The sequence below is a fragment of the Sphingopyxis sp. GW821-FHT12C06 genome (assembly GCF_058807415.1).
The window spans coordinates 52,193-66,429 of sequence record NZ_JBXAQR010000005.1 but is presented as its reverse complement, the minus strand read 5'-3'; the positions used below and the strand labels follow the sequence as shown (position 1 = coordinate 66,429).

Below are 14,237 nucleotides of genomic sequence, written 5' to 3'. Positions count from 1 at the left end.
GGAATTAGCTTCACTGCCCACCCGGAGGGAAGAATCACGCCGCGCGCCGCCGGCTGTGAACCATGATCGCGGTGAGCGCCGCGGGCGTCACGCCATCGATCCGTCCCGCCTGCCCCAAAGTCTCGGGCCGTGCCTTGGTCAGCCGCTCGACCATCTCGCGCGACAGCCCACCGATCGCGCCATAATCAAGCGCCGGGTCGAGCAGGATGGCCTCATTGGCGGCGAGCGCCCGAAGCTCGGCCTGCTGCCGCGCGATATAGGGCGCATAATGCGCATCCTCGGCGATCTCTGAAAGGATCGTCGCATCGATCCCATTCAATTCGGGGGCAAGTTTGGCGAGCGTCGCCATGGTCACTTCGGAGAATCGCAGCAGATCGATCCGCTTGCGCGCCGCGCCATCGCCCGGCAGCGCGAGTTCCAACGCGGCATAGTCCGCGGTCACGACCGGCACGGCGAGCAAGGCCTCGGCCTCGGCGCGCGCTGCCTGCCGCGCTGCAAACAACGCCGCCGTTGCGGGACGCACCAGCCCAAGATCGATCCCCGTCGGGGTCAGCCGCGTCGCCGCATTGTCGGCGCGGAGCCGCAGCCGATATTCGGCGCGCGCCGTGAGCATCCGATAAGGTTCGGTCACCCCCTGCAGCACCAGATCATCGACCATCACCCCGATATAGCTCAAAGAGCGATCAAGGATTAGCGGGTCGCGGCCCTGCACCGCGAGTGCGGCATTGGCGCCGGCGATCAGCCCTTGCGCGGCGGCTTCCTCATAACCCGTGGTGCCGTTGATCTGGCCAGCACAATAGAGTCCGCCAATCGCGCGCAGCTGTAAACTCCGGTCGAGCGCGCGCGGATCGATATGATCATATTCGACCGCATAGCCCGGGACGACAATCTCGACCGTCTCCAGCCCTTCGACCGTCCGCAGCATCGCGAGCTGAACATCGGCGGGAAGCGAGGTCGAAACGCCGTTCGGATAGACGAGATGCGTGTCGAGCCCCTCGGGCTCGAGAAATATCTGATGCCCGTCGCGGTCGGCGAAGCGGTGAATCTTGTCCTCGATCGACGGGCAATAGCGCGGCCCCGCTGCACCGATCGCCCCGGTGAACAACGGTGACCGATCGAGATTGTTGGCGATAATCCCGTGAGTTTCGACATTGGTGCGCGTGATCGCGCAAAAAATCTGCGGGACGGTCCGTTGGCTGTTCCACGTGGAACAGGTCCAGTCGTCGCCATCCGACGGCTGTTCCTCCAGCCGCGCCCAATCGATCGTCCGCCCGTCGAGGCGCGGCGGGGTTCCGGTCTTGAGTCGTGCCATCGGCAGATTGGCCGCGCGCAGCTGCTCGGCGAGCTTATGCGCGCCGGCTTCTCCGATCCGGCCGCCTTCCATCCGCTCTTCGCCGCGGAACATCCGACCGCCGAGAAATGTCCCGGTGGCGAGCACCGCCGCCGGCGCGGCCAACACAGACCCGTCGCTCAGCTCCAGCCCCTCGACCTTCGCCCCGTCAGCCGACAAGCGCAGCGCCGCCGCCTCGCCCGCGATGACGATGATGCCATCTTCGGCGGCGAGCATCTGCTGAATCGCTTCGCGATAGAGCGTCCGGTCGGCTTGGATACGCGGCCCCTGCACCGCGGCACCCTTCGACGCGTTGAGCATGCGATAATGGATCGCCGCCTTGTCGGCCGCGCGCGCCATCCACCCATCGAGCGCATCGACCTCGCGCATTAAATGGCCTTTGCCAAGTCCCCCGATCGCCGGGTTGCACGACATCGTCCCGATCAAGGCAGGATCGAAACTGACCAACGCGACGCGCGCGCCAAGCCGCGCCGCTGCGGCGGCGGCTTCGGTTCCAGCGTGTCCACCGCCGACGACGATGACATCAAAATTGTTGCTGCTGTTCATGATTACCGCGCGCTTTAGCGCAAGAAGCGCCCAAAATCCACCGGCGCATCGCGCGCCCCAATCTCACCCAAAGACACAATGAGGTTTGCGGACGACTGCAATCGGCTTGCGCCTATCTCTTTGTGTCTGCGTATGAAATCCCCTGCTTCAGCTGCTTCCGGGTCGCCCGTGTTCCACGTGGAACATCATTTCCCGATACAAAAGCGCCCGAACAATGTGTCGAGCATATCCTCAACCCCGGCGCGTCCGGTGATGCGGTCAAGCGCGGCGCTCGCCAGCCGGAGGCGCTCGGCAAGCAGAATCAAATCGCCCGCTTCGCGCGAATCCCCTTCGACCATCAACCAGTTCTTCGCCTCGCCGAGCGCGGCGCGCTGGCGCTGACGCAGCGCCGCTTCGCCTTCGCGCGGCAACAATGTTCGCGCCATCTCGACGATATGGCGATGGAGGCTTTCCATCCCCTCGCCCATCGTCGCCGACAGGATGACATCGCATCGTGCTGCATCCGCTTCGGCCGCGGCATCGCCGCGCCAACGATCAACCTGCGCCGCGACGAGGATGCAGCGGCGATGTTCGGGCACCTCCTTTGGCGATCCAAGCCACAGCAAAATATCGGCGGCCTCGACCGCCGCGCGCGCGCGATCGATCCCGATCGCCTCGATCGCATCGGCGCCCTCGCCGCGCAGCCCCGCGGTGTCCGAAAAGCGCATTGCGATCCCGTCGAGCGCGAGCGGGGTTTCGATCACGTCGCGCGTCGTCCCCGCGACCGGCGAGACAATCGCGAGCTCGCGCTGCGCCAACGCATTGATCAGCGTCGATTTTCCGGCATTCGGCGGCCCAGCGATCACCACCGACAGTCCCTCCGCGATCACCTCTGCCGCTGGCCGCGCGAGCCAGTCGTCAAGGTCAGTCGCGAGGGCGCCCATTCCGGAGATCAGTCGCTCAGCAACTGCTTCGCCGACCTCGACATCATCCTCATCGGCGAAATTGAGCTCAGCCTCGGCGCTCGCCATCAAGGTCAGCAACTGATCCTGCCACGCCTCGACCGCGCGCGAGACATGTCCGCTCGCCATCCCCAGCGCCTGCACACGCTGGCTTTCGGTCTCGGCCGCGAGCAAATCGGCGAGCCCCTCGGCTTCGGCAAGATCGATTCGGCCGTTGAGGAAGGCGCGCCGGGTGAACTCACCCGCCGCCGCCGGATGCAGCCCCGGAACCGCGCCAAGCGCGGCCTCGACCGCCGCAACCACCGCACGGCCGCCGTGCAGGTGCAGTTCGGCCAAATCCTCTCCGGTCGCGGTTGCCGGACCCGGAAACCACAGGATCAGCGCGCGATCGAGCGCCGCGCCGTCGGCATCCTTCAGCTCGGCCAGCACCGCACGCCGCGCTTCGGGCAAACGTCCGGCAAGCTGACGCAGAGCCTCGCCCGCTTGCGGTCCACTCACGCGCACAACGCCGATCGCCGCCGGCGGCATCCCGCTCGACAGCGCAAATATCGTGTCGCTTACATCATCCTGCTTCAGCTTTTGCGCCCCCGCGCCGGCTTGTCGTCGTCGCTATCGGCGGGCTTGCCCGCACCGCCCATCAGCCCGCCGCCAAATTGGCCAAGCAGCGACTGAACGAGGCCCAGCCCGCTTTCGCCCATCGGCACCCAGGTCTTGACCATCGACTGCACCATCTCGGGGGTAATTCCCTTCGCCATCAATTCCTTGACGCGGTCGAGGTAGATATCGTGCAGCGGCTCAAGGTCGGGCAGACCGAACAGCCGACGCGCCTCTTCGGGGGTGCAATCCACCTCGATATTAAACTTCATCGCCTGTCTCCGCACCCGAAAGGAAAAACCGTGAAGCGCGCGCTTGAGCCGCGCCGCTACGGCGGCTAGCTTCGCGCTTTCATCACCAATAAGCAAGAGTCAGGAGAGCTCCCCCACATGTCCGGAACGTCCGCAACGAACGCCACCATCCCCGCCCTCAACGGCGAAGGCGACATCCCCGCCTATATCGCACGCCCCGACGCCGACTCGCCGCGTGCGATCATCGTCATCCCTGAAATTTTCGGCGTGAACGCCGGTATCCGCAAGAAATGCGACGATTGGGCAGCCGAAGGCTATCTGGCGATTGCTCCCGACATTTTCTGGCGTTTCGCTCCCGGGGTCGAACTCAACCCTGATGTCGAGGCCGAATTGCAGGAAGCCTTTGGTTATTTTGGACAATATGACGCAGACGACGGCGTCAAGGACATCGAAGCGACGATCCGCTGGCTCCACGCAGAGGGTGCGACCAAGGTCGGCTGCGTCGGTTTCTGCCTCGGCGGCCGCCTCGCCTATATGGCCGCGGCGCGCACCGATGTGCAGGCGTCGGTTGGCTATTATGGCGTGATGATCGACCAGATGCTGAACGAAAGCCACGCGATCGCGCATCCGCTGATGCTCCATATCCCGACCGAAGATCATCTGGTCGACCATGCGGCGCAGGCGAAGATCCACGAAGGGCTCGACGCGCATCCCAAGGTGACGATCCACGATTATCAGGGGCTCGACCATGGCTTTGCCGCGACGATGGGCAATCGCCGCAATGAAGAGGGCGCGCAGCTCGCCGACGGCCGCACCCGCGCCTTCTTCGCCGAGAATCTCGCATGACCGCGCACTCCGGGGTCGCCGCCTGGCACGCCTATATGGCGGGCGGCGGCGACCCGGAGGCGCTGAAGGCGCTGCTCGCCGAAGATGCGGTCTTTCATTCGCCGGTGGTCCATTCGCCGCAGGCGGGGCGCGACAAGGTCTTCGCCTATCTCCACGCCGCTAGCCACGTCCTTGGCGGTGACGATTTCCGTTACTTGCGCGAGATCGTCGATGGCGATCAGGCGATGCTCGAATTCCAGACCGAGCTCGACGGCATCCAGATCAATGGCGTCGACATCATCCGCTGGAATGACGACGGAAAGATAAGTGATTTCAAAGTGATGATCCGTCCACTCAAGGCGATCAACAAGGTTTGGGAGAAAATGGGCGAGATGCTCGCGGCACAAACCCGATGAAGCGCGGCTAGCCCGGTGCCCGGCTGGATCGCCTTTCCCGTCCTGATCGCCGCAATGGCGCTCGCGGGCTGGTGGCCATCCGCGCGGTGGACCCTCTTGCTGTGGGTGCCGCTGCTTCTGGTCGCCATTTATGACGTCACGCAGCGGCACCACAGCCTGCGCCGCAACTTTCCGCTGATCGCCCGCATCCGCTGGCTGTTCGAGGCGCTACGCCCCTTCCTCTACGCCTATGTCGTCGAAAGCCCGCTCGATGGCCGCCCTTTCGCGCGCGCCGAGCGCGACATTGTCTATGCCCGCGCCAAGGGCGAACTCGACAGCCACCCGTTCGGGACCGAACTCGATGTCTATTCGGACGAATATGAGTGGATGAGCCACAGCATCGCGCCCACGGTCGAGAGCGACCGGACGCAGCGGGTGACGGTCGGCACCGCGCAATGTTCGCGGCCCTATGATGCGGCGCTGCTCAATATTTCGGCGATGAGCTTCGGCTCACTCGGAGCCAACGCGATCGAGGCGCTCAATCTGGGCGCGCGCCTCGGCAATTTCTATCACGACACCGGCGAAGGCGGCTTCAGTCCCTACCATGGCATCCACGGTGGCGACATCGTCTGGGAGCTCGGCAGCGGCTATTTCGGCTGCCGCGATAGCGCCGGCCGCTTCGATCCCAATCACTTCCGCGAGCGCGCCGAGGACGATCGGGTCAAGATGATCGAGATCAAGCTGAGCCAAGGCGCCAAGCCCGGCCATGGCGGCGTCCTTCCCGGCGCGAAGGTCAGCGCCGAAATCGCCGCAACGCGCGGGGTACCGCAGGGGCAGGATTGCATCTCGCCCGCCGCGCATTCGGCCTTTTCGACCCCGATCGAGATGATCCTGTGGGCCGCGAAGCTGCGCGAATTGTCGGGCGGAAAACCCGTGGGAATCAAGCTTTGCGTCGGCCAGCCGCATGAAATTTATGCCGTCATGAAGGCGATGATAGAGACGGGCGTCCGTCTCGATTATATCGTCGTCGACGGCGCCGAGGGCGGCACGGGGGCCGCACCGATCGAATTTTCCAACCGCGTCGGCATGCCGCTGCGCGAAGGGCTGATTTTTGTCCGCAACGCCCTCGTTGGCTGCGGGCTCAAGGAAGAGATACGCCTCGCCGCATCGGGCAAGGTGCATTCGGGCGCGGGGCTCGCGGTCAATTGTGCGCTCGGCGCCGACTGGTCCAACGCCGCGCGCGCCTTCATGTTCAGCCTCGGCTGCGTCCAGTCGCTGCGCTGCCACACCGATCAATGCCCGACGGGTATCGCAACGCAGGATCCGGGGCGCCAGCGCGGCCTCGTCGTCGAGGACAAGGCCGAACGCGTCCGCCGCTTTCAGGCCGCAACCGTGTCGGCGCTCTGGGACATCAGCTGCGCAATGGGGCTCGACAACCCGTGGCAGATCCGGCCGCATCACCTCCACGAACGGTTGAATTCGGCGCGGTCGGATTCGATCGACCGCATTTATAATTTCTATGAGCGCGGCATACTACTCGACGACCCCAATTCGGTCGCCGGCGCACGCTATTGGGCGATGGCGCGCGCAGACAGCTTCCGCGCGGCCTGTTAGATCAGCATCAGCCCGGCCAGTTCACGATACAGCTCGGGCGGCAGCGTCGCGATCCCGCTCGCGTCGTCGGCCACCTTGGGCGCATCGGCATCGGCGAGATAACGCCAGCCCTGATGCGCGCGCCTGGGCTGCGGATGCACCCGCTCTAGCACCCCGGCACAGACAATATCGAGCCGGCCATCGGTGCGATCCTCAAAGCGCAAAATCTCGACCCGTGCGACAAGCGTATGGCGGACATTGAAATAGAGCCCGCCGCCGATCAGCTCCTCGGCGCGCTTCGGCCGCATCTTGGTTGTAATGCGAAACTCGCCGCACTCGCTGCGTTCGGCGATCCGTGCGGCAAGCGCGGAATAGTCGGCGCAACCGACGGCAACGCGGGTCATGTGAAGCTGGGCCATGATAGCCAGATGGGGAGCGGACAAGAAAAAAGCCAGCCCCGTGAGGGACTGGCCTTTTTGTTTAGCCGAACAAGGTGCCGATCCCGACACCCGGGTCGATCCAGCCTTCGTAGATCATCTTGACCGCGACATAGAGGATCACGGCGAGGCCGAAATAGGCGATCCAGCGATAGCGCTCGATATATTTGGCGATGATATTCGCTGCGATGCCCATCAGGGCGACCGCGAAGACCAACCCGACAATCATGATCCCGGGGTGATCGCGCGCCGCACCGGCCACCGCAAGAACGTTATCGAGGCTCATGCTGACGTCGGCGATCGCGACCGCCCAAGCGGCCGCGGCAAAGCTTTTTGCAGGTTTCAGGCCCGAATGCTCGTCGCCCGCAACCTCGGGTGAACCCGCCGAATGTGCGCCTTCGCGCAGTTCGCGCCACATTTTCCACGCCACCCAGATAAGCAGAAGCCCACCGATGAAGATCAGACCGACGACCTGCATCAGCTGGGTCACGACGAGGGCAAAGGCAATACGCAGCACCAGCGCGGCGAGCACACCGATCATGATCACCTTGCGGCGCTGATCGGCAGGCAGGCCCGCAGCGAGCGCACCGACGACGATCGCATTGTCGCCCGCGAGCACGATGTCGATCATCAGCACCTGGACGAACGCAGCCAGAGCCGCGGGTTCGGTGATGTTCGAAAAATCATTGACGATCGCGTCCCACATCCCGGCGGGCCCGCCAAATCCGCCGGCATGCGCCGCCGCTTGTGTCAAAAATTCGAGTATCACAGTGGGTCTCCGAAATAGCTGACCTCTGGCATAGGGTCATAAAAGTGATGGAGCAACGCCCGCCATTGTTGATAGCGTTCCGACATACGAAAACCGTCGCGGTGATCCGCAACGGTTCGCCAGGTTGCCAGCAATAAATAGGGAGCGCCGCTTTCGATCGGGCGCCGGATTTCCAGCGACAGGAAACCCGGCGATGCCGCGATCAAGGGTCGTGCCGCCTGCATAGCCGCCTCGAACGCCGCTTCCTCGCCCGTACGGACAGACAGCAGCGCATGTTCGATCACGGCCATAGGCGGTGGCCTATTGGTTCATGGAATCGAAGAAATCCTCGTTGGTCTTCGAATCCTTGATCTTGTCGAGCAGGAATTCCATCGCGTCGATGGTGCCCATCTGCATGAGGATGCGGCGCAGCACCCACATTTTGCTGAGCTTGTCCTTTTCGACGAGCAATTCTTCCTTGCGAGTGCCCGACTTGCCGACGTCGAGCGACGGGAAGATGCGCTTGTCGGCGACCTTGCGGTCGAGCACGATTTCCGAGTTACCCGTGCCCTTGAATTCTTCGAAGATGACTTCGTCCATGCGGCTGCCGGTATCGATCAGCGCGGTGGCGATGATCGACAGCGAACCGCCTTCCTCGATATTCCGCGCGGCGCCGAAGAAACGCTTCGGACGCTGGAGCGCATTGGCGTCGACACCGCCGGTCAGCACCTTGCCCGACGACGGGACAACGGTGTTGTAGGCGCGGCCAAGGCGCGTGATCGAGTCGAGCAGGATGACGACATCCTTCTTGTGCTCGACGAGGCGCTTGGCCTTTTCGATCACCATTTCGGCGACCTGGACGTGGCGCGTCGCGGGTTCGTCGAAAGTCGAGGACACGACCTCGCCCTTCACGCTGCGCTGCATGTCGGTGACTTCCTCGGGCCGCTCGTCGACCAGCAGGACGATCAGGTACACCTCGGGATGATTGTCGGTGATCGCCTTGGCGATATTCTGGAGCAACACGGTCTTACCCGTGCGCGGCGGCGCGACGATCAGCGCGCGCTGGCCCTTGCCCTGCGGGCTGACGAGATCGATCACGCGCGCCGACTTGTCCTTGACCGTCGGATCGAGCGTGTCGAGCGACAGCTTCTGGTTAGGATAAAGCGGGGTGAGATTGTCGAAATTGACGCGATGGCGGACGACATCGGGATCGTCGAAATTGACGCTGATCAGCTTGGTCAGCGCAAAATAACGCTCGCCGTCGCGCGGCGCGCGAATCTCGCCCTCGACTGTGTCGCCGGTGCGCAGGCCGAATTTGCGGACCTGGTTCGGCGAAACATAAATATCGTCGGGACCGGCCAGATAATTGGCCTCCGACGAACGCAGAAAGCCGAAGCTGTCGGGCAGCACTTCGATCGTTCCCGATCCGATGATTTCCTCGCCCTCTTCGGCGAGTTCTTTGAGGATCGAGAACATCAGATCCTGCTTGCGCAGCGTCGATGCGCCTTCGACGCCCAGTTCTTCCGCCATTTCGACGAGCTGGGCGGGCGATTTGGTTTTGAGTTCTTTAAGATGCATGGATGGATTCCAAGTGTAAGAAATTCTGGAGAAACAGTCTCTTTTGGCTGCACCGCGAAGGGTGCCTATCCGGTCGGGGGACGACCGTTTTGATAGATTCGGCGCGCGTAACGCACCGCCCGCACGAAACGGGGTTGATCGGCCCCTAGAACCGGGCCGGTTTCAAGTCAATCGGGCTTGCGCCGGGTAAGTGCTTTCACCGGACCTTGTGACTTTTCGTCACCCCGGATCAAGTCCGGGGTCCATTTCCGCGAGCTTAACGATAGATGCCGGATCAAGTCCGGCATGACGAAGCATCTAAGGTCGCACAACCACAAGGATCACAATGATCGCCGCGGCGATCCCGGGAACTTCGTTGATCAGCCGGAGCTGCTTTTCGGTCAGCGGACGCTCGCCACGCTGCAATTTCCTGAAATGCCCGATTATCCAGCCATGATAGCCCGACAGGCCAAGCACGAGCAGCAATTTGGCGATAAACCAGCCCTCGCCCCAGTAATTTCCGTTTAAGGCGAGTAGCAGCCCGAAAATCCAGACGATGATCAGCGACGGATTGAGAATGATACGACGCAAGCGATCTTCGCGCTCGATCCACCGCTTGTCCTCGTCGGACCCGACCGCGCATTGGCTGTGATAGATGAAAAAGCGCGGAATCATGAACAGACCCGCCATCAAAAAGATGACGAAGATGATATGCGCCGCTTTGATCCACAACATGGTGGCCCCCAGAAATCCTGCCCAGTCCGCTAATCCGCCCATAGCCCCGCCTATCCGCCGCGCACGCGTTTGATCAGATGTTCGACATGGGCAATCGGCGTATCGGGCACGATTCCATGGCCAAGATTGAAGATATGGGGGCGTGACGGGAAAGCCGCAAGGATGCGGTCGATTGCACCGTCCAGCGCTTCGCCACCCGCAACGAGCGCGAGCGGGTCAAGATTGCCCTGCACCGGCAGATGCGCCGGCAAGACCTGATCGGCCCAGATGGGATCGACCGTTTCGTCGAGCCCAAGCCCATCGACCCCGGTTTCGCGGGCATAGGCGGGAAGCTTGCCGCCCGCGCCCTTGGGAAAGCCGATGATCGGGGTATCGGGATGAAGTGCCTTCAGCCGCGCGACGATTTGGGCATTGGGCGCGATCACCCATTTTTCGAACTGTGCGGGGCTGAGGCTCCCGGCCCAGCTATCGAACAATTGCACCGCTTCGACGCCATTTTCGATCTGTCCCGACAAATAGGTGACCGACAGATCGATGATCGCATCGATGATCGCCTGAAACGCTACAGGATCGCTGAACGCCATGCGCCGCGTCGCGGCCTGGTCCTTCGACCCCTGCCCCGCGACCATATAGGTGGCGACGGTCCAGGGGCTTCCCGCAAAGCCCAGAAAGGTCGTCTCGGCGGGCAATGCCCCCGCGACGCGCGCCACCGTCGCATAGACAGGATCGAGCCGCCGGGTTGCCGCTTCCAGCGCGGTTAGCGCGCTATCGACGAGCGGAGGTGCCAGCCGCGGCCCCTCACCGGCCTCGAACCACAGATTCTGACCGAGCGCGTGCGGGATGACAAGAATGTCCGAAAACAGGATCGCGCCGTCGAAACCGAAACGGCGGATCGGCTGGAGCGTGACCTCGGCGGCGGCTTCGGGGTCATAGCAAAGCTCGAGGAATCCGCCTTTGGTCTCGCGAAGGGCGCGATATTCGGGAAGATAGCGTCCCGCCTGGCGCATCAGCCACAGCGCCGGTCGTTCCTGCCGCACCCCGCGCAACGTCGCCAGCAAACTCTTCGATTGCGTCATCGCGCGGACTCTCTTTCTTTCATCTATAATAGAGTAATTAAGATGGTGGTGGTTTGTTGGTGGTTGGATAAGCGTGGCTTTAGGCATCAGCGCCGTCTTTGCCAACAGCTTGACTCTGGCGTTGCCGATCTTCGCGGCAGAGTCGCGAAAGCTCTTGCCCCTAATCCACAGCCTGTGGATAAGATTCATCCCGTGTGGATAAGAGCCGGAGCGGAATCGGCACGGCCGGGGATGAATCGCCTCTCCCCGAATGTTCCCCGCGCTTATGCAAAACTTATCCACAGGGCGTGCGAACGCTTCGGCGCTTGCCTTTTTCGCCCGCGCCACGCCATGGTGAGCCATGGGCCGGCTCCACTTGCATCTGATATCCGATTCCACGGGCGAGACGCTCGAGAATATCGCCAAGGCGGCGATTGCGCAGTTCGACGATGTCGAAGTGGTGCGCCATTTCTGGCCGATGGTGCGATCGGAATCGCATCTCGACCGGATCATGGCCGAGGTACAGGCGAGTCCGGGGATGATCCTCTTTACTCTTGTCAGCGGCGAGTTGCGCGCGAGCCTTGAGCGGCGCGCGGGTGCGCTCGATCTGCCGCTCGTTCCGGCGCTCGATGCAGTCACCGACGCGCTGTCACGGATGCTCGGACAAGAAGCAAAGGCGCGTCCCGGCCGCCAGCACCAGCTCGATGCCGCCTATTTCGCGCGGGTGGAGGCGATCCAGTTCACCGTCGCGCACGACGACGGCATCGGTTGGGAAAATTGGGAACAGGCCGATATCGTCCTTGCCGGTGTGTCGCGCACCTCGAAGACGCCGACGAGCATCTATCTCGCCAACCGCGGGTTCAAGACCGCCAATATCCCGATCGTCCCCGAATCGCCGCCGCCCGCCGCGCTGTTCACGCTCAAGCGTCCGATGGTCGTCGGGCTCACCACCGGGCTCGACCGGCTGGTGCAGGTGCGCCGTAACCGGCTGCTCTCGCTCAACCAGGCGCCCGAGACCGCCTATGTCGACGACGAAACGGTGAAGGCCGAGCTCGCCTATGCGCGGCGGATGTTCGCCGACAACAGCTGGCCGGTGATCGACGTGACGCGCCGTTCGATCGAGGAAACCGCCGCTGCGGTGATCAAACTGGTCGAGGACCGGAGCGCAGGATGACGTTGCTCCTCGCCTCGCAAAGCAGTGGCCGCGCCGCGATGCTCCGCGCCGCCGGGCTCGATTTCGAAACGACGGCGGCGCATGTCGATGAAGAGTCGCTTACTGCATCGTTTGCCGCCGAGGGGCAGAGCGCGCGCAACATTGCTGACGCGCTTGCCGAGGCGAAGGCGGTCAAAATTTCGTCGCGGCTGCCCGGCGTCACCGTGATTGGCGCCGATTCGACGCTTGCGCTCGACGATGGAGTGATGCTGACCAAGCCGGAGACTCCCGAAGAGGCAGAGGCGCAGCTTGCGCGCATGGCGGGGCAGCGCCACCGCCTGTTCAGCGCGGTGGTCGCCGCGCGCGACGGTGCGCCGGTGTGGCGCGCGATCGGCGAGGCAAAGCTGTGGATGCGGCCCTTGCCGGACGCCTTCATCGCCGACTATGTGGCGCGCCACTGGGACAGCATCCGCTGGACCGTCGGCTGTTACGAGATTGAGGGGGCGGGCGTGCAATTGTTCGAACGGGTCGAGGGCGATCCCTGGACCATTATCGGGATGCCGATGCTGCCCTTGCTCAACTGGCTGCGTGCCACCGGACTCGCGCCGTCATGAGCAGTGCTGTTCCCTATGCCGAGGTGATCGGCGATCCGATTGCGCAATCGAAATCGCCGCTGATCCACGGCTTCTGGCTGGAGGCGCTCGGCATTGCGGGCGATTATCGCCGCTGTCATGTGACGACCGATGAGCTCGCCGCCTATATCGAAGGGCGCCGCGCCGACCCTGACTGGCGCGGTTGCAACGTCACCATGCCCCACAAGGCCGCGGTGATGGATCTGGTCGACGACCCCGGCGATATTCGCGGCACGATTGGCGCGATGAACACCGTCGTCCGGCAAAAGGACGGCTCGCTGATCGGCACCAACACCGATGCGGCCGGATTCTATTCGCCGCTCGCCGAACTCGATCTCGAAGGCGCGCCGGTCGTCGTCGTCGGCGCGGGCGGGGCCTCGCGCGCGGTGCTGTTCGCGCTTGCGCGCGCTGGCGTTGGCCCTGTCACCATTCTCAATCGCAGTCCGCTTAAAGCCATGGGCCTGCTCGCGACCTTTGGTCTCAAGGGCGATGTCGTCGGCCTCGACGCCAAGCTGCCGCCCGCCACGCTGCTCGTCAATGCGAGCAGCCTTGGCATGAAAGGCCAGCCGCCACTCGACCTCGACCTGTCGCCGCTGCCCGATGATGCGATCGTCTATGACCTTGTTTATTCGCCGCTCGAAACCGGACTGCTTCGCGCCGCCGAGGCGCGCGGGCTCGACACGGTCGACGGGCTCGACATGCTGATCGGCCAGGCCGCGCTCGCATTCGAGCTGTTCTTCGGTGCTGCGCCACCCGAAGGCCGCGACGAGGAATTGCGCGCGCTGCTCACCGCATGACGCATCGCCCCCACCCTGGATCGCGGTTGCGCCGGCCGTTTCTGATCGGCCTCACCGGGTCGATCGGCATGGGCAAATCGACTGCGGCGGCGATGTTCGAACGCGAAGGGGTGCCGGTGTTCGACGCCGATGCCGAGGTTCACCGTTTGCAGGGGCCCGGCGGCGCGCTCGTCGCCGCGATCGAAGCGCGCTTTCCGGGGACGACCGGCCCGAAGGGAGTCGACCGGCAGAAACTGGGCCCGCTCGTGCTCGGCAACACCCATGAGCTCGCGGCTCTGGAAGCAATCGTCCACCCGGCAGTCGCGAAGGCGCAGCGGCGCTTCCTGATGCGCCACCGCGCGCGTGATGTCGTCGTGCTCGATATCCCCCTGTTGTTCGAAAAGGGCGGCTGGCGAAAGGTCGGCGCGATCGCCGTCGTCTCGGCCCCCGCATGGATGCAGCGAAAGCGCGTCATGCGCCGCCCCGGCATGACCGCGGCGAAGCTCAAGGCGATTCGCCGCCTGCAGGTCCCCGATCGGGTCAAACGCGCGCGCGCCGATTTTATTATCGAAACCGGGCGCCCGAAAAGCGCGACGCATCGTCAGATAAGGGCGATCGCCTCTTGTTTCCGCGCCGGATAGGGTCCAG

16 protein-coding genes are annotated in these 14,237 nt (G+C 63.7%); 7 read left to right on the top strand and 9 right to left on the bottom strand.

What is annotated here, in order from left to right:
* Window positions 1-34 precede the first annotated feature (34 nt).
* The 3 genes from mnmG to AC1RRJ_RS15585 all read right to left on the bottom strand — a co-directional run bounded on the left by mnmG (window position 35) and on the right by AC1RRJ_RS15585 (window position 3,704).
* On the bottom strand, window positions 35-1,897 hold the full coding sequence (mnmG, locus tag AC1RRJ_RS15595) for a tRNA uridine-5-carboxymethylaminomethyl(34) synthesis enzyme MnmG (RefSeq protein ID WP_493124271.1): 1,863 nt from the start codon (window positions 1,895-1,897) through the stop codon (window positions 35-37).
* A gap of 185 nt (window positions 1,898-2,082) precedes the next feature.
* The gene (gene mnmE / locus AC1RRJ_RS15590) at window positions 2,083-3,387 is read right to left on the bottom strand and encodes a tRNA uridine-5-carboxymethylaminomethyl(34) synthesis GTPase MnmE (RefSeq protein WP_493124947.1); all 1,305 of its coding nucleotides are present in this window, start codon (window positions 3,385-3,387) and stop codon (window positions 2,083-2,085) included.
* A 23-nt stretch (window positions 3,388-3,410) separates the two neighbouring features.
* A complete protein-coding gene (locus tag AC1RRJ_RS15585) occupies window positions 3,411-3,704 on the bottom strand; it encodes a DUF6489 family protein (protein ID WP_088473611.1) in 294 nt (97 codons plus the stop codon).
* A gap of 117 nt (window positions 3,705-3,821) precedes the next feature.
* Here AC1RRJ_RS15585 and AC1RRJ_RS15580 point away from each other — a divergent pair, with 117 nt between their 5' ends.
* The 3 genes from AC1RRJ_RS15580 to AC1RRJ_RS15570 are packed head-to-tail and all read left to right on the top strand — an operon-like array spanning window position 3,822 to window position 6,517.
* Window positions 3,822-4,529, top strand: a complete 708-nt coding sequence (locus AC1RRJ_RS15580) for a dienelactone hydrolase family protein (RefSeq protein ID WP_493124269.1) — start codon at window positions 3,822-3,824, stop codon at window positions 4,527-4,529.
* Window positions 4,526-4,924 carry a nuclear transport factor 2 family protein gene (locus AC1RRJ_RS15575; protein WP_493124267.1) on the top strand — a complete coding sequence of 133 codons (399 nt, stop codon included), beginning with the start codon at window positions 4,526-4,528 and terminating at the stop codon, window positions 4,922-4,924. The genes AC1RRJ_RS15580 and AC1RRJ_RS15575 overlap by 4 nt, the downstream gene beginning before the upstream one ends.
* A 54-nt stretch (window positions 4,925-4,978) precedes the next feature.
* Window positions 4,979-6,517 (top strand): FMN-binding glutamate synthase family protein, encoded by a 1,539-nt coding sequence (locus AC1RRJ_RS15570; RefSeq protein ID WP_493124945.1) that lies wholly within the window; start codon window positions 4,979-4,981, stop codon window positions 6,515-6,517.
* Here AC1RRJ_RS15570 and AC1RRJ_RS15565 read toward each other — a convergent pair.
* From AC1RRJ_RS15565 to hemE, 6 genes are all read right to left on the bottom strand, one after another.
* A complete protein-coding gene (locus AC1RRJ_RS15565; protein WP_493124265.1) occupies window positions 6,514-6,915 on the bottom strand; it encodes a DUF1489 family protein in 402 nt (133 codons plus the stop codon). The two genes, AC1RRJ_RS15570 and AC1RRJ_RS15565, sit on opposite strands and share 4 nt — an antisense overlap.
* 61 nt (window positions 6,916-6,976) lie before the next feature.
* A complete protein-coding gene (locus AC1RRJ_RS15560) occupies window positions 6,977-7,639 on the bottom strand; it encodes a TerC family protein (RefSeq protein WP_419722570.1) in 663 nt (220 codons plus the stop codon).
* 59 nt (window positions 7,640-7,698) lie between these two features.
* Complete coding sequence (locus tag AC1RRJ_RS15555; protein WP_493124263.1) at window positions 7,699-7,992, bottom strand: antibiotic biosynthesis monooxygenase family protein; 294 nt, start codon at window positions 7,990-7,992, stop codon at window positions 7,699-7,701.
* 10 nt (window positions 7,993-8,002) lie between these two features.
* On the bottom strand, window positions 8,003-9,259 hold the full coding sequence (gene rho / locus AC1RRJ_RS15550; RefSeq protein ID WP_493124261.1) for a transcription termination factor Rho: 1,257 nt from the start codon (window positions 9,257-9,259) through the stop codon (window positions 8,003-8,005).
* Window positions 9,260-9,556: 297 nt separating this feature from the next.
* Window positions 9,557-9,973 carry a CopD family protein gene (locus tag AC1RRJ_RS15545; protein ID WP_493124259.1) on the bottom strand — a complete coding sequence of 139 codons (417 nt, stop codon included), beginning with the start codon at window positions 9,971-9,973 and terminating at the stop codon, window positions 9,557-9,559.
* A 50-nt stretch (window positions 9,974-10,023) separates the two neighbouring features.
* Window positions 10,024-11,049, bottom strand: coding sequence for a uroporphyrinogen decarboxylase (gene hemE / locus AC1RRJ_RS15540; protein WP_493124257.1), 1,026 nt, complete (start codon window positions 11,047-11,049; stop codon window positions 10,024-10,026).
* Between the two features lie 340 nt (window positions 11,050-11,389).
* Here hemE and AC1RRJ_RS15535 point away from each other — a divergent pair, with 340 nt between their 5' ends.
* The 4 genes from AC1RRJ_RS15535 to coaE are packed head-to-tail and all read left to right on the top strand — an operon-like array spanning window position 11,390 to window position 14,230.
* Complete coding sequence (locus AC1RRJ_RS15535; protein ID WP_088473621.1) at window positions 11,390-12,202, top strand: pyruvate, water dikinase regulatory protein; 813 nt, start codon at window positions 11,390-11,392, stop codon at window positions 12,200-12,202.
* Window positions 12,199-12,795 carry a Maf family protein gene (locus tag AC1RRJ_RS15530; protein WP_493124254.1) on the top strand — a complete coding sequence of 199 codons (597 nt, stop codon included), beginning with the start codon at window positions 12,199-12,201 and terminating at the stop codon, window positions 12,793-12,795. The genes AC1RRJ_RS15535 and AC1RRJ_RS15530 overlap by 4 nt, the downstream gene beginning before the upstream one ends.
* A complete protein-coding gene (gene aroE, locus AC1RRJ_RS15525; protein ID WP_493124252.1) occupies window positions 12,792-13,610 on the top strand; it encodes a shikimate dehydrogenase in 819 nt (272 codons plus the stop codon). Before AC1RRJ_RS15530 ends, aroE begins: the two co-directional genes overlap by 4 nt.
* Window positions 13,607-14,230 (top strand): dephospho-CoA kinase, encoded by a 624-nt coding sequence (gene coaE / locus AC1RRJ_RS15520; RefSeq protein WP_493124250.1) that lies wholly within the window; start codon window positions 13,607-13,609, stop codon window positions 14,228-14,230. Before aroE ends, coaE begins: the two co-directional genes overlap by 4 nt.
* The last annotated feature ends 7 nt before the right edge of the window (window positions 14,231-14,237 follow it).